The sequence below is a fragment of the Actinorectispora metalli genome, from assembly GCF_056323685.1.
The window spans coordinates 332,803-353,999 of sequence record NZ_JBREYE010000001.1; the positions used below are offsets into that span (position 1 = coordinate 332,803).

The 21,197-nt window shown below is 69.8% G+C and carries 21 protein-coding genes; 9 read left to right on the forward strand and 12 right to left on the reverse strand.

All coding sequences use genetic code 11. The features are described from left to right. Positions 1 to 6 precede the first annotated feature (6 nt). Positions 7 to 666, reverse strand: coding sequence for a thiaminase II/PqqC family protein (locus ACU6XJ_RS01550; protein ID WP_476306055.1), 660 nt, complete (start codon positions 664 to 666; stop codon positions 7 to 9). Between the two features lie 86 nt (positions 667 to 752). Then, positions 753 to 1,601: a sulfurtransferase gene (locus ACU6XJ_RS01555; RefSeq protein WP_476306057.1), complete on the reverse strand. Its 849-nt coding sequence runs from the start codon at positions 1,599 to 1,601 to the stop codon at positions 753 to 755. Positions 1,602 to 1,736: 135 nt separating this feature from the next. On the opposite strand from ACU6XJ_RS01555, the gene ACU6XJ_RS01560 reads away from it, so the two are divergent. The 3 genes from ACU6XJ_RS01560 to galE are packed head-to-tail and all read left to right on the forward strand — an operon-like array spanning position 1,737 to position 4,652. Continuing rightward, a complete protein-coding gene (locus tag ACU6XJ_RS01560; RefSeq protein WP_476306060.1) occupies positions 1,737 to 2,450 on the forward strand; it encodes an iron-dependent transcriptional repressor DtxR in 714 nt (237 codons plus the stop codon). Next, the gene (gene galK, locus ACU6XJ_RS01565) at positions 2,450 to 3,640 is read left to right on the forward strand and encodes a galactokinase (RefSeq protein ID WP_476306062.1); all 1,191 of its coding nucleotides are present in this window, start codon (positions 2,450 to 2,452) and stop codon (positions 3,638 to 3,640) included. The genes ACU6XJ_RS01560 and galK overlap by 1 nt, the downstream gene beginning before the upstream one ends. A 46-nt stretch (positions 3,641 to 3,686) precedes the next feature. Continuing rightward, positions 3,687 to 4,652, forward strand: coding sequence for a UDP-glucose 4-epimerase GalE (gene galE / locus ACU6XJ_RS01570; RefSeq protein ID WP_476306065.1), 966 nt, complete (start codon positions 3,687 to 3,689; stop codon positions 4,650 to 4,652). Here the strand turns inward: galE and ACU6XJ_RS01575 are convergent. The 3 genes from ACU6XJ_RS01575 to ACU6XJ_RS01585 form a co-directional block, all read right to left on the reverse strand. After that, positions 4,634 to 5,983, reverse strand: coding sequence for a DUF4192 domain-containing protein (locus ACU6XJ_RS01575; RefSeq protein ID WP_476306068.1), 1,350 nt, complete (start codon positions 5,981 to 5,983; stop codon positions 4,634 to 4,636). The genes galE and ACU6XJ_RS01575 overlap by 19 nt on opposite strands. A 442-nt stretch (positions 5,984 to 6,425) precedes the next feature. After that, complete coding sequence (locus ACU6XJ_RS01580; RefSeq protein WP_476306071.1) at positions 6,426 to 8,252, reverse strand: Xaa-Pro dipeptidyl-peptidase; 1,827 nt, start codon at positions 8,250 to 8,252, stop codon at positions 6,426 to 6,428. 77 nt (positions 8,253 to 8,329) lie between these two features. Beyond that, positions 8,330 to 9,097 (reverse strand): helix-turn-helix transcriptional regulator, encoded by a 768-nt coding sequence (locus tag ACU6XJ_RS01585; protein ID WP_476306074.1) that lies wholly within the window; start codon positions 9,095 to 9,097, stop codon positions 8,330 to 8,332. A gap of 55 nt (positions 9,098 to 9,152) precedes the next feature. Here ACU6XJ_RS01585 and ACU6XJ_RS01590 point away from each other — a divergent pair, with 55 nt between their 5' ends. Continuing rightward, positions 9,153 to 9,725 carry a class I SAM-dependent methyltransferase gene (locus tag ACU6XJ_RS01590; RefSeq protein WP_476306076.1) on the forward strand — a complete coding sequence of 191 codons (573 nt, stop codon included), beginning with the start codon at positions 9,153 to 9,155 and terminating at the stop codon, positions 9,723 to 9,725. A 32-nt stretch (positions 9,726 to 9,757) separates the two neighbouring features. After that, positions 9,758 to 10,249, forward strand: coding sequence for a cupin domain-containing protein (locus ACU6XJ_RS01595; RefSeq protein ID WP_476306079.1), 492 nt, complete (start codon positions 9,758 to 9,760; stop codon positions 10,247 to 10,249). Positions 10,250 to 10,331: 82 nt separating this feature from the next. Here ACU6XJ_RS01595 and ACU6XJ_RS01600 read toward each other — a convergent pair whose 3' ends face one another. Together ACU6XJ_RS01600 and ACU6XJ_RS01605 are read right to left on the reverse strand one after the other, a co-directional pair. Next, positions 10,332 to 10,670, reverse strand: coding sequence for a histone-like nucleoid-structuring protein Lsr2 (locus tag ACU6XJ_RS01600; protein ID WP_476306081.1), 339 nt, complete (start codon positions 10,668 to 10,670; stop codon positions 10,332 to 10,334). A gap of 329 nt (positions 10,671 to 10,999) precedes the next feature. Next, the gene (locus ACU6XJ_RS01605; protein ID WP_476306084.1) at positions 11,000 to 11,431 is read right to left on the reverse strand and encodes a CBS domain-containing protein; all 432 of its coding nucleotides are present in this window, start codon (positions 11,429 to 11,431) and stop codon (positions 11,000 to 11,002) included. 118 nt (positions 11,432 to 11,549) lie between these two features. On the opposite strand from ACU6XJ_RS01605, the gene ACU6XJ_RS01610 reads away from it, so the two are divergent. Beyond that, positions 11,550 to 12,152 carry a TetR/AcrR family transcriptional regulator gene (locus ACU6XJ_RS01610; protein WP_476306087.1) on the forward strand — a complete coding sequence of 201 codons (603 nt, stop codon included), beginning with the start codon at positions 11,550 to 11,552 and terminating at the stop codon, positions 12,150 to 12,152. Next, positions 12,149 to 13,660, forward strand: a complete 1,512-nt coding sequence (locus tag ACU6XJ_RS01615; RefSeq protein WP_476306090.1) for an FAD-dependent monooxygenase — start codon at positions 12,149 to 12,151, stop codon at positions 13,658 to 13,660. Before ACU6XJ_RS01610 ends, ACU6XJ_RS01615 begins: the two co-directional genes overlap by 4 nt. A gap of 126 nt (positions 13,661 to 13,786) precedes the next feature. Here ACU6XJ_RS01615 and ACU6XJ_RS01620 read toward each other — a convergent pair whose 3' ends face one another. From ACU6XJ_RS01620 to abc-f, 4 genes are read right to left on the reverse strand one after another with little or no spacing between them, the layout of a single operon-like run. After that, a complete protein-coding gene (locus ACU6XJ_RS01620; RefSeq protein ID WP_476306092.1) occupies positions 13,787 to 14,698 on the reverse strand; it encodes an alpha/beta hydrolase in 912 nt (303 codons plus the stop codon). Positions 14,699 to 14,753: 55 nt separating this feature from the next. Further along, positions 14,754 to 16,298, reverse strand: a complete 1,545-nt coding sequence (locus ACU6XJ_RS01625) for an amidohydrolase family protein (protein WP_476306094.1) — start codon at positions 16,296 to 16,298, stop codon at positions 14,754 to 14,756. Further along, a complete protein-coding gene (locus ACU6XJ_RS01630) occupies positions 16,265 to 17,095 on the reverse strand; it encodes a cobalt-precorrin-6A reductase (RefSeq protein WP_476306096.1) in 831 nt (276 codons plus the stop codon). The genes ACU6XJ_RS01625 and ACU6XJ_RS01630 overlap by 34 nt, the downstream gene beginning before the upstream one ends. Positions 17,096 to 17,113: 18 nt before the next feature. Beyond that, a complete protein-coding gene (abc-f, locus tag ACU6XJ_RS01635; RefSeq protein ID WP_476306098.1) occupies positions 17,114 to 18,718 on the reverse strand; it encodes a ribosomal protection-like ABC-F family protein in 1,605 nt (534 codons plus the stop codon). A 146-nt stretch (positions 18,719 to 18,864) separates the two neighbouring features. Here abc-f and ACU6XJ_RS01640 point away from each other — a divergent pair, with 146 nt between their 5' ends. Further along, positions 18,865 to 19,458, forward strand: coding sequence for a TetR/AcrR family transcriptional regulator (locus ACU6XJ_RS01640; RefSeq protein WP_476306100.1), 594 nt, complete (start codon positions 18,865 to 18,867; stop codon positions 19,456 to 19,458). Here the strand turns inward: ACU6XJ_RS01640 and ACU6XJ_RS01645 are convergent. Continuing rightward, the gene (locus ACU6XJ_RS01645; protein WP_476306102.1) at positions 19,398 to 20,387 is read right to left on the reverse strand and encodes a GlxA family transcriptional regulator; all 990 of its coding nucleotides are present in this window, start codon (positions 20,385 to 20,387) and stop codon (positions 19,398 to 19,400) included. The genes ACU6XJ_RS01640 and ACU6XJ_RS01645 overlap by 61 nt on opposite strands. 89 nt (positions 20,388 to 20,476) lie before the next feature. On the opposite strand from ACU6XJ_RS01645, the gene ACU6XJ_RS01650 reads away from it, so the two are divergent. Next, positions 20,477 to 21,181, forward strand: coding sequence for a DJ-1/PfpI family protein (locus ACU6XJ_RS01650; RefSeq protein WP_476306105.1), 705 nt, complete (start codon positions 20,477 to 20,479; stop codon positions 21,179 to 21,181). Positions 21,182 to 21,197: the final 16 nt, after the last annotated feature.

A 21,197-nucleotide genomic window follows, 5' to 3' on the forward strand; every position in this document is an offset into this window, starting at 1 on the left:
GCGAGATCAGGAGTGGTAGCGGTCGGCCAAAGCGCGCCAGAACATCAGCTCGTAGTCCTGGAGGAGCCTGCCGTACTCCCAGGCGGGTTGGAGATCCTCACCCGCGTCGAGGGCGGCGCGCACGGCGGCGAGGGCCTTGTCCTCCAGTTCGGGGGCGGGAGCGGCGAAGAAGTCGAAGAACTCCCTGGCCTGCTCGGTGAAGCCGTAGCGGTCCCGCAGCGCCGCGGAAATGCGACCGCAGTAGCCGCCCCACGCGGTGAGATTCGCGAGCATGGCGAGCACCACGCCGGTCGGCTCGCCGCCCAGGGCCAGCCAGCCCAGGTAGTGCGGATAGGCCTGGGCGCCCGCGAGCGGTCGGTACGACCGGAGCGCGGTCTCGTCCAACCCGCAGGCCGCGGCATACGCGGTGAGCTTGCCCAGCGCGATGCCCTCCCCCGCGGCGAGGAAGCTGAAGAACTCGGCGGTCTCTGCTCGCTCGCACCGGGTGGCCAGCACGGTGAAACTGCGCTGGTCGCTGGTGATGATCCGGTGCTGCTCGCCCGCCAACGCGGCCAGCACCTCCCGCGGCGCGGCGCCCGACTCGATCAGCGGCACCAGCGGGTTCGCCGCCTCCGCGGGCTGTAGTTCCCGCCTGATCTCCGCCAGAACCTGCTCGGCGTTCGGCATCGGCTGGATCCCCCTGTGCTGTGTCGGTGCTGCCCGGGTTTCGGACGTGTCAGCGGCCCGGCCTGCGCTGCTTGTGGCGGGCCCGGTCAGCCTGGCAGGTCGCCGCTCGCCGCGGGACGGGCAGGGTCGGCGGAGTACTCCGACCAGGAGCCCGCGTACAGCGAGCCCGTGCCCAGGCCCGCGACCTCCATGGCGAGCAGCACCGAGCAGGCGGTGACACCCGAACCGCAGTAGGCGCCCGCGCCTGCGGCGCTGTCGACGCCGAGACCCGCGAACCGCTCCCGCAACTCGGCCGCGGACTTCCACTTCCCGTCGGGGCCGATGTGCCCGCCGAACGGGGCGTTGCGCGCCCCGGGGATGTGGCCCGCCCGAGGATCGATGGGCTCGGTGTCGCCGCGGTAGCGCTCAGGCGCCCTGGCGTCCAACAGCACGCCTTGCCGGGCGAGGTCGGCGGCCTCCTCGGCGTCGAGCACCGGCAGCGCGCCGGGCCGCACCTCGATATCGCCCTCGACCGGTGAGGGAACCTCGGTGTCGACCTCGCGGCCCTCCGCCTGCCAGGCGGCGAAACCGCCGTCGAGCACCGACACCCGGTCATGGCCAGCCCAACGCAACAGCCACCACGCCCGCGCGGCGATCGAGCCGTCCGCGGCGTCGTACACCACGACGTCGCTGTCCGTGCGGACACCAGCTCTGCGCAGCGTCGACCGCAGCGCCGCCGGGTCGGGCAGCGGGTGCCGCCCACCGACGCGGTCGAGCCGGACCGGCCCGGCCAACTCGGTGTCCAGGTCGAGGAACACCGCGCCCGGCAGGTGGCCCCGGTCGTAGGCCTCACGGCCGGGTGGTCCGCCGAGCTTCCAGCGGACGTCCAGGACCACGGGCGGGTTCGCCTCGGCGTACCGCTCGGCCAGTGCCGCGGTGGAGATCAATGGCTGCACGAACCCATCCTGCCCCCTGGCCGATGGCGGCGAAAACCAGCGCCCGGGTGACCGTGGGCCGCCCCCGCAGCACGTCGCGATCACGGAACCGTCGGTGGGACGATTACCATTGAGGTAGACGAAGGGGAACGAGTTGTGAACGAGCTCATCGACACCACCGAGATGTACCTCCGGACGATCTACGACCTGGAGGAGGAGGGCGTCGTACCCCTGCGCGCCCGGATCGCGGAGCGACTCGGACAGAGCGGCCCCACGGTCAGCCAGACGGTCGCCAGGATGGAGCGCGACGGGCTGCTGACCGTCGCGGGCGACCGCCACCTCGAGCTCACCGAGGCGGGCCGGTCCAGGGCCATTTCCGTGATGCGCAAGCACCGGCTCGCCGAGCGCCTGCTGGTCGACGTCATCGGCCTGGAGTGGGAGCACGTCCACAGCGAGGCCTGCCGGTGGGAGCACGTGATGAGCGAGGCGGTGGAGCGCAAGCTCGTCACCCTGCTCGGCAACCCCACCACCAGCCCCTACGGCAACCCGATCCCTGGCCTGGACAAGCTGGGCGTCGGCGAGGCGGCCCTGCCCAACGGACCCGAGTTGCAGCGGCTGGACGACGTCGCCCGTAACGGCGGCGGCAAGGTGCGCGTCGCCTCCATCGCCGAGCACATCCAGGCCGACCCGGATCTGATGGCCCAGATCAAGGAGATCGGGATGGTGCCCGAGGCCCACGTGGAGGTGGTGGCCGCCACCGAGCCCGGCGGCGCCGTCACCGTCCGCGGCATGACCGACAGCACCCAACTCGATTCCAGCGTGGCGCATTCGGTCATGGTGGAGCCGCTGGGGGCGGTCGCGGCCGCTTGATGGAGTCGACTGTCGCAGCCCCACCGTCCCGCAGGGCGGCCGAGGCCTTCACACGTCTACATGGCGAAGCTCCTCTCGGTATTTGGTCTGCTCCCGGCAGGGTGAACCTGATCGGGGAGCACACCGACTACAACGACGGTTATGTCTTGCCCTTCGCGCTCGCGCACCGCACGGCCGTCGCGGCACGTCCCAGGACCGACGGGATGCTCACGGTCGCCAGCCTCACCCGCTCCGGTCGCCTCCAGGAGACGGAGCCGGTGCGGCTGGCGGGTTTGCGCCCCGGCGCCGTCACAGACTGGTCCGGTTACGTCGCGGGCGTCGCTTGGGTGCTGGCCGAGCAGGGCCTGCCGGTGGCGGGCGCCGATCTGATGATCGCCAGCGATGTGCCGACCGGTGCCGGGCTGTCCTCGTCGGCCGCACTGGAATGCGCCGTGCTGCTGGCACTGGGCGACCTCACCGACGAGACGGCCCTCGCGGCCGTGCCGCGTCGGACGCTCGCGAAGTGGGCCCAGCGTGCCGAGAACGATTTCGTCGGGGCACCGACCGGGGTGTTGGACCAGGCTGCCTCCCTGTGCTGTGTTGCCGACCATGGCCTGTTCATGGATGTGCGTTCCGAGGAGCAGCAGCAGATCCCCCTGCCGCTGACCGCTAACGGCCTGTGCGTGCTGGTGATCGACACCCAGGTCAAGCACGCCCATTCCGAGTCGGGTTACGGCGAGCGCCGCCGCGGCTGTGAGCAGGCCGCCGCCGCACTCGGTGTCGACGCGCTGCGGGACATCGCGGGTGACGACCTCGAGGACGCGTTGACGACGCTGCCGGACGCACTTCGCCCCTTGGTCCGGCACGTGGTCGCAGAAGACGAGCGCGTGCTGAACACCGTGCGACTGCTTCGCGAGGACACGCTGACCGGGATCGGACCGGTGCTCACCGCGTCGCATGCCAGCCTGCGGGACGACTACCGCATTTCCTGCCCCGAGCTGGATCTCACGGTGGACCTCGCGCTGCGCGCCGGCGCACTGGGCGCCCGGATGATCGGCGGCGGCTTCGGCGGCTCGGCCATCGCCTTGGTGACCGACGCCGACCTGGCGAACGTCCGGGACGAGATCGCCGCAGGCTTCGCCGCCGCCGGGTGGTCCGAGCCACGGATGTTCGTCGCCGTACCCGCAGCGGGTGCCTGCCGGGACGAGTGAGCAGAGTAAGTTCTCCCGCGCTGCCAACTAGGACGGAGAGCTGATCGTGAAGCTGCTGGTGACCGGCGGAGCAGGCTATGTGGGCAGCGTGTGCGCCGCCCGGCTGGTCGAGGAGGGACACCAGGTCACCGTCCTGGACGACCTCTCCACCGGGCATGCCGACGCCGTCCCCGAAGGCTGTGCCTTCGTCGAGGCCGAACTGTCCGAGGCCGCGCCCGCCCTGCTGGCCGACGGCTTCGACGGCGTGCTGCACTTCGCGGCCAAGTCGCTGGTCGGCGAATCCATGCAGGACCCGGCGAAGTACTGGGACGGCAACGTGCTGACGTCGCTGCGGCTGCTGGCCGCCATGCGCGAGGCGGGCACCCCGCGGCTGGTGTTCTCCTCCACCGCCGCCACCTACGGCGAGCCGGAGCAGGTGCCGATCAGCGAGGACACCCCGACCAGGCCGACCAACACCTATGGCGCCACCAAGCTCGCGATCGATCACGCGATCACCTCGTACGCCGCCGCCCACGGCCTCGCCGCAGTCAGCCTGCGGTACTTCAACGTGGCGGGCGCCTACGGCCGGTTCGGCGAACGGCACGCCGTCGAGACCCACCTGATCCCGATCGTCCTGCAGGTCGCCTCGGGCACGCGGGAGCAGGTGCAGATCTTCGGGGAGGACTGGCCGACCCCGGATGGAACCTGTCTGCGGGACTACATCCACGTGCTGGACCTCGCCGACGCGCACCTGCTGGCGCTGGAGCACGCCAAGCCGGGCGAGCACGAGATCTACAACCTCGGCAACGGCAGCGGTTTCTCGGTGCGCGAGGTGATCGAGACCTGCCGCCGCGTCACGGGGCACCCGATCCCGGCGCAGGTCAGCGCCCGGCGGGCCGGTGACCCCGCGGTGCTGGTGGCCTCCAGCGACAAGGCGAGGGAGCGGCTGGGCTGGAAGCCGCAGCGCGCCGACCTGCACGGCATCGTCGCCGACGCGTGGGATTTCACTCGCGGTCACGACGGCACCTCCTGACCACGCCGCTCGGACGCGGCCTGCCGATCCGCCTGGTTCGGCAGGCCCACCCGACCCGGCGGAGTGCGGTCGGGTGGCTCGTAGCGGGCCGCGCCCACCGATCGGTTTGATCGCGTTGGCTGGTGCGGGGATGCGGAGCCATCCGACGAGCGTGGGTGGTCCGGCACGCGCTGCGCAGCCTCGGAGTGCTGGGGCGAGGTGAGGGGGTCGTCCGGGCTACGGGGCTCATCCGGCTGAGGTGTCGCGGCGCGGTCCGTTGTGGGCGCTTCGTCGTCGTGCAGCAGCTGGTGCAACGCCTCGGCGGCGGAGGCCGCGAGGTCGCGGATGCGCTCCGCAGGCAGGCCGTTGTCGATGGCGATGCGCAGGATGGCGGTCATCCGATGTCCGGGCAGTGCTTCCTCGGCGGCGGTCAAGGCGATCGATGCCAGTGCGCCGTCGCCGTCGGCATAGGCGGAGAGGGCCAGCAGACAGGCCGGTTCCGCTCGTTCCGGGGCTGGTGCGCTTCTGGTGAGCGTGACGAACAGACATCGCGCGGCCAGCGGCATGCTGTGGATCATCCCGATGCACGCGTCACGGACGTGCGGGTCGCACAGGGCGAGGGTGAGGGTGATGATCTCGTCCTCGGAAAGCCGCGCGTCGCCATCGGTGAACCGGCGGGCCGCGGCGTGTACCGCCCGCACTCCCCACTCCACCGAACCGTCACCGAAGAAGGCCTCGTCGGGTTCGTCGGCGTCGATCAGCTCGTTGAGTTTCTCGGCCCGCGCGGCGATTCGACCGCCGTCATCCGGGGCGATCACCGCGGCGAGTTGGGCCCGGTCGGGGTAGGTGACGATGCCCGCGGCGGCGTTCTCCGCGGCGAGAGCACAGGATCGGCTGTCCTCGACGGCACCTGAGCAGGTCAGGTGGTCGTAGCAGAGCCAGCGCTCCCCGCCCGCGGTGCCCGGCGACCACAAGCTGTGGAGGACCTCGATTCCCTGCTTCCACAGGGCTGTTCGCAGCGATCGGACAAGTTCTCGTAGTGGTGGAGGCGGTTTCGACGCTGTGGGTAGCGACGGTGATATGCCGCCGATCACGAACACGGTGACGAGCTTGGCGCCATGGCCTGCCAGCGTGATCAAGAGTTGCTCGACCACCGCGGAGGAGTCGTCCGGTGGATCGGGGATGTCCATGCGTAGAGCGGCTTTCACCGTCCCGCGGTCTTCGGGGTCAAGGCTCAGCACGACCACCGAGTCGTGAGGATGGAAGCCGAGCAGATGTGGGATGCCCGCGAACCAGGCTCCTGGTCGGTCGAGATGGACGGCGGGTCGGGTGGGTGGGCTTGTGGTTGTCATGTCTCCACCGTGCTCGGCGGAGTGGGCGGCGTGGGGTTCGAACGGAAATCTGTGGATCAAGGGGTGTGCTGTGGACAACTCGCCGGAAATCGCGATGGGGCAACGGAAAATGTCGGGGGTGGCGTCTAGTGTGCGCGCCTTGCTTGGGAAGCGTGTCGACCTGCGGAAACCGCTCTGAACTCCCTCGGGACACCGTTGCCCGTCTGCACGATCCGAAGATCCCTGTGCTGGGTCTTGTCGGCACGAGAACGAAGGCCTCCAGGGCATTGGCGCGGCTGGATCGAATGAGGGGGAAGTCAGCATCACGGGACAACCGTGGGCTCATGGCCGGAATCCGCCGCCCCGTGCAAAGGCGGCCGCGGGCTAGGCAGGCGAAGAACTCGATAAGAGCCGTCGCCACCGTGCCCGCGGCCGCCTTGATCAGCCGATTTCCGAGCGGCCGCTAGCGGGACAGGGCGGCGTCGACGAGCTTCTGCCCGCCGATGGCCGGGATGGACAGGCTGGTCTTGTTGATCACGACGGAGAGACCCGTGCCCGGCTTCGGGCGCAGGGTGTAGTCGTGGTCGCTGGAGAGCAGCACCAGGCCAAGCTGGTGACCGGCGGGCAGCAGGTAGTCATCCGGCTGCATGGCGATGGTCAGCTCGTACTGCTTGCCCACCTCGATCGGCTGGGTCTTGCTGATCCCGCCGCGGTTCTGCGGGTCCGTCCAGCCACGGGTGATGACCGAGACCTTGCCGTCGGGCGCCCGGGACACCAGCAGCGCCGTCACATTGGCGGCGGGCTTGTCGAAGCCGACGTCCAGCCGCACCGTCGGGGTGCCGCTGATCCGCACCGCCTGCTTGGCGGGCACCGAAAGATAGGCCAGCCGGTTGCCCGAGCGCGCGGCACCCGCGAGCGCCTCGGCGGTCTGCGTCGCGTCATCGCGCAGGGACTCCGTCACGGCGCTGCCCGGCACCCGGTGCCGCGGGTCGAGTCCGCCCGTACCAGAGCCACCCGGCTGCGGGTACAGCGTTGCTTCCTTCGCATCCGCCGCGGGCCAGTCCGCCTCGTCGACCCACGATTTGTCCTCGCGCTGCACCGTGGCCTTCGGCTCCTTCTCAACCCCGTTGTCGATGCCCCACAGGTAATGCGTGAACCAGCGGTTCAGCGTGCGCAGCCACTCGTCCTTGCGCAGCGACAGCGGATCGGCGTGCCCCGACTGGTGCAGCCAGATCCGGTGCTCCACGTTGTGCTTGCGCAGCGCCTCGTACCACTGGGCGACGTGCTTGGTCTTGACGTTCCAGTCGTTGAGACCGTGCACGGCCAGCACCGAGGCCCGCACCTTGGATACGTCGTTGAGGTAGTTCCGTTCATCCCAGAACGGGCTGTAGTCGCCGGTGATCCGGTCCTGCTGCTTGGCCACGTCGTCGATGACCTTGCGGCAGACCGCGCGGTCGGCGCGGGTGTGCACGTACTCGGCGAGGACATCGGCGTCCTCGCCCTGGTAACCGCCCGGCGCCACGACGGCACCGTCCGCCCGGTAGTAGTCATACCAACTGGAGATCGCCGCGATGGGCACGATCGTTTCCAACCCCTGGACACCGGTGGAGGCGGCGGCGTTGGGGAGGGTTCCGTTGTAGGACACGCCCATCATGCCGGTCTTGCCGGTGGACCAGGCCGCGGTGACGGCCTTGCCGTCGGCGTCGCGCCCGGCGGCCCGGCCGTTGAGCCAGTCCACGACGGAGCGGGCACCGAGGGTCTCGTTGCGGCCGCCGGTGGTGGGGCAACCGGTGGACTTGCCGGTGCCCAGCGACTCGGCGTACACCACCGCGTAGCCGCGGGAGACCAGGTACTCCTCGTAGCGGGAGGTGATCGGCGCCGCGTTCGGGCCGACGGCGGCGCGGACGCGCTCGTCCCGGCTCGCCTGCCGGTCGACGCCGCGCTTCTTGCCGCCGGGCACGTGCAGTTCGACGTCCACGTTGTGGTTGGGCACGTCGTTGCCGCCGGAGAAATACGGGCTCATCGTGTAGACGACCGGCACCTTCAGGCCCTGCTCGGTGGCGCGTGGCCGCACGACCTCGGTGTACACCTCATCGTTACGCCCATCGCCGTCGCTGTCCGTCGGCACGGTCACCCAGAGGCTCTGCTTGACGACGTCCTTGGCGTTGAACACCGGCTGCGACTCGCCGCCGGTGAAGTCGGGCTTGGTCGGATCGGCGACCGCGACCGCATGGGTCAGCGGCAGCACCGCCAGCGCGGCTGCCGCCGCGACGGCTCTGACATGCCTCATGGGCATTCCCCTTGCTGTGTTCCGTGGAGATCCCCTGATAGGAGCTTCTCGCACCTTCACCTCAGGTGTGAGGAGAGTCAATACTCCGTTCGCCAGGTTCCGAAGTAGGACCCCGGCGTGACCCCGAAGGTCCGGCGGAACACGGACACGAACGCGCTGGGGGTCGCGTACCCGACGCGGTGTGCCACGGTCGCCACCGGCAGCCCCTCCGCGAGCAGCGGCAGCGCCGCACGCAGCCGGGCCTGCGTTCGCCAGCGGCCGAAGGTCAGGCCGGTCTCGGTGCGGAAGATCCGCTCCAGGGTGCGCCCGCTCGCACCAACGGCCCTGCCCCAGGACTGCGCACCGCGGTCGTCGGACGGATCGGCCAGCAACGCCTCGGCCACCGAGCGCGCCCGTTCGTCTGCGGGCATCGGCAGGCGCGCTGCCCGCACCGACAGCGGCCGCAGCAGGTCGAACACCACCACCTCGGCCCTGCGCCTGGCGTCCGCGCCCACCGCCGGGTCGGCCAGGTAGCGGATCAACTGGGCAAGCAGGCCGCCCACCTCGATCGGTGTCGGCCGCGTCCACTCCACCGGACAGTCGGTCGCCGGGTACAGACTGCGGATCACGGTCTCGCCGCTGGCACCCGTCACGTGCTCGACCCCGGGCGGGATCCATAGCGCCTGCGATGGCGGCAGCACCCAGGTGCCCTCCGCGGTGCCCACCGTGAGGATGCCCGACTCGGCCCACGCCAACTGCGGGATCGGGTGGTGGTGCCAGCCGGTGTCCTCGCGGTCGGTCAACTCGAAGCTGGCGACGAGGATCGCGGTGTCGGCTCGCACGACGATCTGTCGGTTCTGCGACACAAGATGTCAGGCTACGCCGTCGACGACACGATCGGGGCTGCCTAGCGTCAGGTTCATGGCGATGAACCTGGTGCACCGGTGGTGTTGCAGCTCAAAGGGATACGGGCAGGCGGTCGAGAAGCGGCTGCTGCCGTGGGTGCTGGACGGGGTCGAACTCGGCGCGGACGTGCTGGAGATCGGCCCGGGCTACGGGGCGACGACGAGGGCGCTGCTCAAGCGCTACCGCGGGCTGACCGCGCTGGAGGTGGACGCTCGGCTCGCCGAGCGCCTGCGGGAGCGGTACGGGGACGCGGTGGAGGTGTTGCACGGTGACGGTGCGGCGATGCCGCTGCCCGGAGGCCGGTTCTCCGGGGTGGCGTGCTTCATCATGCTGCACCACGTGCCCTCGCCGGAGGCCCAGGATCGGCTGTTCGCCGAGGCGTTCCGCGTGCTGCGGCCGGGTGGCGTCTTCGCGGGCGCCGACAACGTCTCGACCTGGGGTTTTCGGCTGATCCACCGCTGGGACACGATGGTGGTCGTCGATCCGGCGACGCTGCCGGACCGGCTGCGGGCGGTGGGTTTCACCGACGTCGAGGTGACGGTGTGGCCGAAGAGGACGTTCAAGTTCTCGGCCCGCAAACCGGCCTAGCATTCGGCGCGCAGCCGACATCGGGAGAAGTCGTGACGTATCTGGGGGAAACCGGGGAGACAAGCGCGACGCTGCGGACTCCCGCCGATGTGGGGTCGCTGCGGCTGGGCGAGCGGACCACTGCCCGGTTCGTCGCGACGGGCGAGTTGACGAACAACCTGTTCGGGTTGTTCCGGTGGGATATGGCACCGCAAGCCGGTGGCGCGGACCCACATTTCCACCGCACGTTTTCGGAGTCCTTCTACGTGCTGTCCGGAACCATCGAGCTGTACAACGGCGAGCGCTGGATCAAGGGCACCGAGGGTGATTTCCTGTTCGTCCCGGAAGGCGGCGTGCACGGCTTCAAGAACCGCAGCGACGAAGCCGCGTCGATGCTCATCCTGTTCGCACCGGGAACACCGCACGGCGCGGCGCCGCGACAGCGGTACTTCGAGGAGCTGGCCGAGGTATCGCGTACCGGCAGGAAGCTGTCCGATGAGGAGTGGCGGGAACTGTACGCCCGGCACGATCAGTTCATGGTGTGAGCACCGGCACATCCTCAGACAAATACATGGATATCCGACCGGAAAGCGACGCCGAAGCGTCGCTTTCCGGTCGGATGCCAGGTCACTTACCGCTCGCGTGGTAGGCGTCGAGCACCTCGGTGCTGATTCGACCACGGTCGGAAACCTTCAAGCCCTGCTTGCGCGCCCAGTCCCGGATGGCCTGTGTCTGCTCGCGATCCACCGACGACGGCCTGCCCTTGCGAACGGAGCCGAGCCGCTTGCGGCCGCCCGCCCTGCGCGCGCTGCCCACGTAATCGTCGAGGAAATTCCTGAGCTTGCTGGCGTTCTTCTTGGACAGATCTATCTGATACGCGACGCCGTCCAAGGCGAACTCGACCGTCTCCTCCGCCTTGGAACCGTCCAAATCGTCAACGAGCTCGACGTGGACCTTTTGCGCCATGACTGAACCTCCTGCACTCGCACAGCGCACCGGTCTGGAAAAGGATTCAGGCACGCTACGTTGTCGAGGGCAGCATAGGGGTATTTCACGGCCTGCGCATTTACGACAGGCAGAAAACCGGCGGGGAAACACCCGAGCGTGGCTAAATTTTTACTTCACCGTCGCGGTGCGTTGCCCGTGAACCGGTCACCGAGGACTGTTTCCGACCGAGGTCCGGCCCGGCCCATACGGGGCCGCGGCGGCGATTGTTCTTCGCCGCCGTCAGGCATGATCATTGTTCACTTGTCCTTGGATTGCCGCCGCTTTGCCGAAAGCGGCGGCGCTCGACCTCAGCCCTGCGTGATGTAGGCCTGCAGGTGCTGCTGGTTGGTCTCCAACTGGTCGATGCGACTTTTGACCACGTCACCGATGCTGACGATGCCGGACAACTTGCCGTCGGTGACCACAGGGACGTGCCTGATCCGCCGCTCGGTCATCAGCACCGTGAGGCTGTCCACGGTGTCGTCCGGGCCGCAGGTCGCGACCAGCTCGGTCATGATCTCGGCGACGGAAGCGGTCAGCAGCCCGGCGCCCCGCTCGGCGAGCCTGCGGACCACATCGCGTTCGGACACGATGCCGACCAGCTGTTCCCGGTCGTCGCAGACGACCATGGCGCCGATGTTGTGGTTGGCCAGTTCGGACAGCAGTTCCGAGATCGATGCGGTCGGCGACACGGTCGCCACCGCGGAGCCCTTGCTGCGCAACACGTCCGCAATTTTCATATTGATGCCTCCGTCTCATCGGCAAGCCGGTGACCGGCGTCACCTGAGATTACGGCCGAACCGGCCGTTTGTGGTAGATCGCTTGACCATTCGGCGCTGTTCAGTAAACATTTACTGCATGCGTGACACCAGGTCCCTCCTGCTGAATGCGGCGGCGGAGGAGTTCGCCCGGTATGGGCCGAAGGGCGCCAGGGTGGCCGCCATCGTCGAACGGTCGGGTGTGAACGAGCGGATGATCTACCACCACTTCGGCAACAAGGCGGGGCTCTGGCGGGCCACCCTTGAACACGCGTGGGGCGAGTTGTGGGCGGCCTGGGACCCGGCGGTGCAGCGGGCGGCCGAGATGGAACCACGCGCGGGCATCCGGCATGCGCTCACCGCGTTCTTCGACGCCTTCACCTCCCATCCGCTCGTACTCCCGCTGGGACTGCACGAAGTGCTCGGCGAGGAGGTCGTGCGGGAGCCGGTGACGGCCGACAAGCTGCCCGCCGGGCTACGCGAGCTTTACCGACGCGGCCTGGGCAGCGGCGTTTTCCGGGCGGACATCGACTTCGAGGTGTTCTACGTGTCCGCTCTCGGCGCGCTGACCGCGATGCCGATGCTCGGCGCGCGGTTCGCCGCCGTGCTCGGCACGTCCGAGCAGGCGCGGCGGCGGCTGCGGGATCAAGTGGTCGCGATGGTGTTGGACGGAATCTCGGGACAGCAGGGGGAAACGCCATGACCGTTCTGATCACGGGTGCGGGCCCGACCGGGCTGACGCTGGCCTGCGAGTTGGCGCGGCGGCAGGTGCCAGTGCGGATCGTCGACCGCGCGCCGCGGGCTCCGCACGGCTCCCGCGCCAAGGGGATGCAGCCGCGCAGCCTGGAGGTGTTCGACGACCTCGGCATCGTCGACGAGGTGATCGCCGCGGGGCGGTTCGGCCTGCCGTTCCGCAAGCTGCGCGGTACCGAGGTGCTGGATGAGACGGACCCCTTCGCAGCCGCTCCACGCGGCCCCGGCATCCCCTATCCGCACGGGCTGCTGATCGATCAGCCGAACGTGGAGCGCGCGCTGCGCGGCAGGCTGGCGGAGTGCGGGGTGACGGTGGAGTGGGGCACCGAGTTGATCGGCTTCACCGGAATGGAGGATCGGGTCTCCGTAACGCTGTCCACCGGTGAGGTGTCCGATGTGGACTACCTGGTGGGCTGCGACGGCGGCCGCAGCTTCGTGCGCAAGGCCTCGGGTGTGTCGTTCGACGGCGAGACCACCGAGACGATGCGGATGATCATCGCCGATGTGCAGGTGGACGGGTTGGAGCCGGACGCCTGGTACCAGTGGTTCGAACCTGCGGGAATGATCATGTTGTGTCCGCTGGAGGGTGGGCGGTACTGGCAGTTGCAGGCCAGTCCGGTGGTGGACGAGCAGGGCAACGACCTGCCGCTGTCGCTGGAGGTCTGCCAGGAGGCGTTCGACCGGTGGGCCCGGGTTCCCGGGGTGCGGCTGCACGGCCTGACCTGGACCTCGACCTGGCGGGTGAACGTGCGGATGGTGGATCGGATGCGCCTCGGCCGGGTGTTTCTGGCGGGCGATGCCGCACATGTGCATTCGATCGCGGGCGGGCTGGGCATGAACACCGGCATCCAGGACGGGTACAACCTGGGCTGGAAGCTCGCCATGGTGCTCGGCGGCGCGGCCGCGCCGGAATTGTTGGACAGCTACGACGCCGAGCGGCTGCCGATCGCGAGGTGGACCCTGGACACCAGTTCGGCCGCGGGCCGTGCGGTCATGGAGGCGATCAAGAAGGCGGGCGGCGGAGTGGACGCGGTTGTGTCCACCGACATCAGTCAGTTGGGCCTCGGCTATCGGTGGAGCGGGCTGTCTCGGGAACTGCTGCCGCGGGATGGTGTGCTGCGGGCCGGTGACCGCGCGCCCGACGCGCCTGGTGCGAGCGGTGCCCGGCTGTTCGACGTTTTCCGGGGGCCGCATTTCACTCTGCTGGGCTTCGGCGAGGGCTGTGCCCCGGCGCTGGCCGAGGTGTCCGGTGCGCGGACCTGCCTGGTCGCGCCTGGTGGGGAGTTTGACGATGCGGAGGGGCATGCTCGGCGCGAGTACGGGATCGACGGTGATGCCTTGGTGCTGGTTCGGCCGGATGGTTACGTCGGGCTGATCGCACCACCTGACGCGCAGGCTGTGCGGGACTACTTTGCCGGGCTGGGCGAGCACTCGGGCAGCGCCACTGTGCCTGCCTGAGTGCCCCAGTCTCGGACTCGGTGTCCAAGTCGGCGCCAGGACGTTGCTTCCCCGGATTTGGGCACCAGGACGCGTTGCCAGACCTCATCGTGGGGTCGCGGGGTTCCGCGGAGGCAGCGTTGCCCTTCAATGGGCGAACTGGCTGCCGAGCCAGGCGTGCAGGTCGTCGAGTGCTGCCCAGGCCATGGACGTCGCGTGCCCGGTGAAGCCATGAGGCGCGGCGGGGTAGACCCGCAAGTCGACATCGACGCAGGCTGCGGAAAGCAGCGCGGCCATAGCGAGGTTATCGCGCAACAAGATGTCCTCTTCCCCGACGATCATCAGCATCGGTGGCAGGTTCGCAAGGTCGGCGTAGATCGGGGAGATGTCCGGGTGGGTGCGGTCGGCCGCCAGACCTGCGTAGGCCTCGATGAAGTACTCATCGGCGATCAGGCGGCCGCTGGGTGTCTGTCCGCTGAGGTCATAGGTCCCGAACTGCAATACGGCGGCGCTGAACGCGGCGATCCCGCGATCACGGAGGCGAACGAGGGTGGTCATCGCGAGGGTGGCGCCTGCGGAGAATCCGCCGATGGCGAGGCGTCGTGTTCCGAACCGGCTCACCGCGTGTTCTGCGAGCCATAATGCCGCGGTCTCGCAGTCGTCGGGGGCCGCGGGCCACGGGTGCTCGGGCGCGAGTCTGTAGTCGACACTGACGACCGCGATGCCGAGTGTGTCGGCCAGTTCACGGTTGCGGACGTCGCTTTCCGCCGCGGATCCCATGTAGAAGCCCCCGCCATGGATGTCCAGGAATACGCCCTTTGGGGTGCTCGACGTTGGGAGGTGAATCCTCACCGGGGTCCTGTGGTCGGCTTGTCCGACCAATTCGACGATTGCAGGGGGGATCGATGGGACAGGAGGTTTCGCCGCATCGCGAACCGACCGCAGTTCGCTCCAGTTGCTCACGCCCCGGCCCACGCCGCGTTTCTCATAGAAGTCGCGGGTCGAGTCGACCAGCGGGATCAGCCGAGGGTCGATCAGCTGCGACAGCCCGAGCTTCATGGGCCCCCTTAGCGAGCAAGGGCGGAGTGGTCCCGCCGGTGGTTTGCGAAGCGGCTCAAACGCCGGCGTTGTGGCAGGCGCAGGCCGTTTGGGCGGCTGTGGCGCCCGCACCCGGTTTGTTGGCCTCGCGCTCGACATCGGCGAGCAGTTGCTTCCGGCGGCTGCGGTCGATCAGCTTGCCGCGCAGCATGACCGAGTCGATGCGGCGAGTGTTGCCGATGTCCGCCAACGGGTTGGCGTCGAGCACCACCAGGTCCGCGGCCTTGCCGACCGTGATCGTACCGGTGACGGCGTCGCGCCCGGCTCGGCGGGCCGCCTCGCCGGTGGCCGACCGCAAGGCCTGCGCCGGGGTCAGCCCGGCGTCGACCAGAAGCGCGAGTTCGTCGTGCAGGCTGAAGCCGGGCAGGCAGAACGGTGTCCCGGTGTCGGTGCCCGCGGTGACCGGCAGGCCCGCCTCGTACATGTCGGCGAGCAGGTTCTGCCGGTCACGGAAATGGAGGCGCTGGATGGCGGCCTGCTCCGGGGTGGAGGGCGCGATCGGCCTCATGAACTCGGCCCAGAACGCCCTGGCCGCGGGCGGCACGTACTTCAGCCGGGGATCGGCGGTCAGTTCGGCGAGTGGGGTGCCGAGCATCTTCAGCACCCCCAGCGTGGGGTCCATCCAAGAGCCCTCGCGCCGCAGCTTCGCGTAGAGCCTGCGGGCCTTCTTGCGGTCGTGGGTGGCCACCGCCTGCCGCTCGATCTCCCGTACCTGGAAGATCCACGCCGAGCCCTTGCCCGGCTCCAGCGGCAGCTCGGCGATCTTGGCGCGCAGGGCCCGCTCCTCGGACGAGGTGGACAGGAAGAAGCCCCACAGGTGCTCGAAACCGCGGTGTCCCGCGGTGCTGGCGTCACCCGCGCTGATGTGCTCCGACAGGTGCCCCACGACCGGCAGGCCCAACTTGTGGGCCTCGTCGGCCAGGGCGGCGTGGGTATCGGGGCGCAGGAAGGAGTAGGCCTTGATGAAGTCCGCACCCTCGTTCTTCGCCGTGCGCGCCGCCGCGCGAGCCTCGGCCTCCGTGGTGACGATCGTGGGCTGCACCGGGCCCGCGTCACTCAACGCCGAGTTGGGGCCGTCGATGATGCTGCTGGCCACGATCATGCGCGGGCCGAGCACCTCGCCGCGCTCGATGCGGCCGCGGAGGGTGTGCGTGTCCGGCTGCCCCCACATCTCCCGGATTCCGGTGACGCCGTTGGCGATCAGCAGCGGCACCTGCAGGATCTCGGTGGCGGGCGCGGTGATATGGGTGTGCATGTCCCACAGCCCGGGGATCACGTACTTGCCCTTGAGGTCGATGAACCGCACACCTGCCACCGGCGGGACGCCGGGGTTGGGGCCGAGGCCCACGATGCGCTCCCCCAGCACCACGATGGTCTGGTCCCGGCGCGGCGGCGAGTCGGTGCCGTCGATCACGGTGGCGTTGGTGAACACCGTGGCGGGCGGCTCGCCCGCGGTGGCCGTGCCCGCGAGCGCTTCGGGCAGCAGCCCGATCGCTCCGACCGCGATACCACTGCGCGTCAGCCAACTCAGCAGTTCCCTGCGGTTGAACTCCCCCGACATGCCCCGCTCCCCCCGGTAGCTGTGTCGGTGTCCACCCTCCCCGCACCGGGCTCAGGTCGACAACCGGATAAGCATTCGCGCATAACCCATCCGTTGGCGGCCTCGATATCGGCGACACGGGGCACCGCGGGCAGCGGTGGCCTGGCCACCATCACCACCGGTATCGCCAGTTCGCGGGCGGCGGTGAGCTTCGCGGCGTTTCCGCCGCTGTCCTTGGTGACGAGAAGGTCGATGCGATGCCGCCGCAGGAGTTCCAGTTCACCGTCGACGGTGAACGGACCACGCTGCCGGATCAGCTCACAGCGCAACGGAAGCGGTGGCTGCGGGGCCTCGACCGAGCGCACCAGGAACCACAGTGCGTCCAGATCCGCGAAGTCGGCGAGGCTCTGCCGCCCGGTCGACAGGAACACCCTGCTGCCCAGCCCGGGCAGCATCGCGGCGGCCTCGGCGGTGGATGCCACCCAGTGCCAGTCGGCCGTCTCGTGGACCCGCCAACTCGGGCGACGCAGCACGAGCAGCGGCACGCCGGTCGCCGCAGCGGCCTCGACAGCGGAGTGGGTGATCCGCGCCGCGAACGGGTGCGTCGCATCGACCACGGCACCGATGTCGTTCTGCCGCAACCAGTCCGCCAGCCCGTCCGTCCCGCCGAAACCACCGGTGCGCACCTCGCAGGCAGGCAGGAGCGGGGCGCCGACCACACCCGCCAGCGAGTACGTGACAGGCAGGCGGGCGGCCAGCAGGTCCGCCAGCCGTCTGGCCTCCGCTGTGCCGCCCAGCACCAGCACCCGTTTGCACACGAGGTGAGTTCTACCAGGTCAGGACGCCAGCATCCCGTCGTGCATGGCCAGTTGTCGGCCTGCGAAGCGGTTCCGGAAGCGTCGGTCGTGGCTGACCACGACGATCGCGCCGGGGAACGGTCCCAAGGCGTCCTCCAGCTCCTCGATCAACGCGGGTGAGAGGTGGTTCGTCGGCTCGTCGAGCAGCAGCAGGTCGGCGGGCGTGGTGAGCAGCCGCGCCAGCCCGAGCCTGCGGCGTTGGCCGACGGACAGCGCGCCGACCGGCACCCGCAGATCCTCCGGGCGGAACAGTCCCAGCGACAGCAGGCTCCCGGCGTGGTCGTCGGGATGCCCGCCCCTGCCCTCGGCGAAGGCCGCGAGCAGGCTGTGCCGCGCGGCGGTCACCGGCGTCTCCTGCGGCAGGTAGCCGATTCGGCCGCGGCGCCGGACCTCGCCGGTGTCCGGCCGCAATTCACCCGCGAGCACCCGCAGCAGGGTGGACTTGCCCGCGCCGTTCGCGCCGTGCACCAGCAGTCGGTCGCTGCCCGCCACCTCGAACTCCCCGATCCGCAGCCGGCCGGCGACCTGAACATCCCGCACCGACACCGTGGCGCCCTCGCCGCCCGCGAGCCGCGCCGCGAAGTGCAGCGGGTCGGGCGGCGGCGGCACCGGGTCGTCCCGCAGCCTGCGCAGACGCTCCTGGGCGTTGCGGACCCGGCTGGATTCCGAGCTTTGCACCCGGCCCCTGGCCATGCCGTAGGCCATCTTGTTCTTGTCCTTGATCGGACGGCCCGGCACCACCCGGTGTGCGGTGGTCGCGGCGAACACCGTGAGGCGGTCGATCTCCTCCTGCCACCGGTCGTAGGCCTGCTCCCAGCGGCGCCGGGCGGCGGCCTTCTCCGCGAGGTAGCCCGCGTAACCGTTGCCGTAGCGGGTCAGCGCGCGGCGGTCGGCGTCCACCTCCACGATCGCGGTCGCCACCCGCTCCAGGAACAGCCGGTCGTGGGACACCGTGACCACGGTGCCGCGGTGGGTCCGCAGCGCCTCCTCCAGCCAGTGCATCGCGGCGGCGTCGAGGTGGTTGGTCGGCTCGTCCAGCAGCATCACCTCGGGAGCCGCGGCGAGCAGGCAGGCCAGGCCGAGCCGGGCGTGTTCACCGCCGGACAGGCTGCCCAGACTGCGAGTCCTGGGCAGGTGGCCGATGCCGAGGCCGTGCAGCGCCTTGTCCACGCGGGCGTCGGCGTCATAGCCGCCGCGCAACTCGAAGGCGGTGAGCAGTTCGCCGTAACGGGCGAGTTGTGTCTGATCGGCTTGGGCGAGAACGGCTTCCGTTGCCCGCAGTTCCCGCTCCATGGCTCGGAGTTCGGTGAGTGCGACGTCGATCGCGGCCTGCACGGTGTCCTCGGCAGGCAGTTCCGGCGTCTGGCGGAGGTAGCCGAGGCCGCCTTCGGCCACGACGACGGCCGCGCCGTCATCGGGCTGTTCGGTGCCCGCGAGCAGGCGGAGCAGGGTGGATTTGCCCGCCCCGTTCTCGCCGACGATGCCGACGCGTTCGCCGGGGCGGACGCTCAGCGACACCTGGTCGAGGAGAAGGCGGTCGCCGTAGGACTTGCTGACGGCGTGCAAAGACAGCTGGGTAGACATGCGGAACCTCCGAAAGAACGCAATGCGAGTGGGGCGCGACTGCGTTTCAGAGGTCCATGTCTTGTGATGCCTCCCGGTTAATGCAACCCTTGTTGCGTTAGGGCGAGCATACGGCACGCCGCGGCGCGGGCGCAATGGAGATTTGGATGGGCACACGGCCCGGCGGCAGAACGGCGAGGACACGGGCCTCGGTGGTGGAGGCCACCCTGGCCGAACTCGCCGAGCACGGCTACCGGGGCCTCACGGTGGAGGGCGTCTCCGAACGCTCGGGGGTGCACAAGACGACGATCTACCGCCGCTGGAAGGGCCCCGACGGGCTGATGCTCGACGTGATGGACCTGTCCCTGGACGACGGGTGGATGCCGCCCGACACCGGCAGCCTGGCGGGTGATCTGACGGGGCTCGCCGAGGAGGTGTGGACGGTCTTCGGCGACCCTGTGCGGGGCGCCTCTGCCACCGCGTTCATCCAGGCCGCGTTCCACTCCCCCGCCATCGCCGACGGGATGCGCCGATTCTACGCCGACCGGCACGAGCGGTCCGCCGTGGTCGTGCGACGCGCGGTGGAACGCGGCGAACTCGACGCGTCGGTGGACGCGGGCGCACTGGTTCGGGCGGTCACCGCACCGCTGTACTTCCGGTACTGCGTCACCAGGGAACCGGTGGGGCGGGGGGATGTCGATCAGGCGGTGGCCGCGGCGCTCGCCGCGGTCGGGGTTTTCCGGCGGGCCACCGAACGGTAGGCCGATGGCGAGGTGTCGAAACGGTCCAGGAACGCCTGCCGCAGCGTCTCGGTGGTGCGGAAGCCACAGCGCCGCGCCACGGCGTTCAGCGGAAGCTCGCTGATGCTCAGCAGATTCGCCGCCGCCTCGGTGCGCACCGAGCGCACATATCGTGCCGGTGTTGTGCCCAGCGCGGCATCGAACAGCCGGGTGAGCTGTCGGGAACTCAGGCCCGCGACGGCCGCGAGGGCTTCGGTGCCCAGGTCGCCTGCGAGGTCGCGGTTGATATGTTCGGTCAGCCTCGCCACGACCGGGTGGTCCGGGCAGGGCGCGGCGAGGAACATGCTGACCTGCGCCTGGTTGCCCGGCCGCTGGAGGTAGGTGACCAGCGAGCGGGCCACCCGACGGGCGAGGTCCGCGCTGTGGTCGTGCTCGACGAAGGCCAGTGCGAGGTCGAGGCCGCTGGTGACACCGGCCGCGGTGTAGACGTTGCCGTCCTGCACCCAGATCGGCGCCGGGTCCACGGTGACCGCCGGGTACTTCGCGGCCAGCGCGTCGGCATAGGCCCAGTGGGTGGTGGCGCGCCTGCCGTCCAGCAGACCGGCCGCGGCCAGCACCGCGGCGCCGGAACACACCGAGGCCACCCGACGGCTCGCCGGGGCCAGCCGCCGCACGTGCCGAACCAGCCGGGGGTCCGCCGCCGCGGCTTCGGCGCCGAAGCCGCCCACCACGAGCAGGGTGTCCAGCCTGCCCGCGACACGCTCCAGCCGCTGCTGGGCGGACACCGTGATCCCGTTGCCGCACTGCATCGCCCGTCCGCCCAGGCTGACCAGTTCCAACTGGTAGGGCGGGGTGCAGCCCCAGCGGTTCGCGGCGTCGAGCACGTCGGCCGGGCAGGCGAGGTCGAGCAGTTCCATTCCGTCGTAGCCCACGATCACGACCCGTCGCATGGACCAACCATACATGGCATAAAGCCATGGTTCGCAGGATTTGCGACATTCGCTCCCCACCCAGCCGACCGGCTCGGGATGGTGGGGCCATGACCGAGAAAACAATCGCGTTCGTCGTCTACCCCGGTATGACGTTGCTCGACCTGGTGGGGCCGTTGCAGGTGCTGGCCGGGCTGTCGCAGTTCGGGTTCCGTGTTGTGACCGTCGGCCGGGCACGGGAAACCTCCGAGACGGACACGCCGCTGTCGGTGGCCCCCAGCCACACCTTCGACGAGGTGCCGCACCCCGCCGTGGTCGTGGTGCCCGGGGGCGGCGCACCCACCTTCCGCGCCATGGCCGACCCGCAGCTGATCGGGTACCTGCGCACGGCCGCGAGCACCGCCGAGGTCATGGGTTCGGTGTGCACGGGATCGCTGGTGCTCGGCGCGGCGGGCCTACTGGAAGGCAAGCGGGCGACAACCCACTGGTCCTGTCGTGACCTGCTGACCGCCTTCGGTGCGACGCCGGTGGTACAGCGCTGGGTGGCGGACGGTTCCGTAATCACCGCGGCCGGGGTGTCCGCGGGGATCGACATGGCGCTCGCGCTCACCGAGCGCCTGGCCGGGCTGGAGACCGCGAAGACGCTGCAGCTGCTCATCGAGTACGACCCGGAGCCGCCGCACGGCCTGATCGACTGGTCCACTGTGGACATGGCGACAGGTCGGGAATGGGCGCGTGAGTTCGCGCGGCAAGGCCTCGCGGATCACCCGGAGCTGCGGGACAAGCTGTTGGGAGCTGTGTCACACGCCGGTTGACCTCGACTTAGGTCGA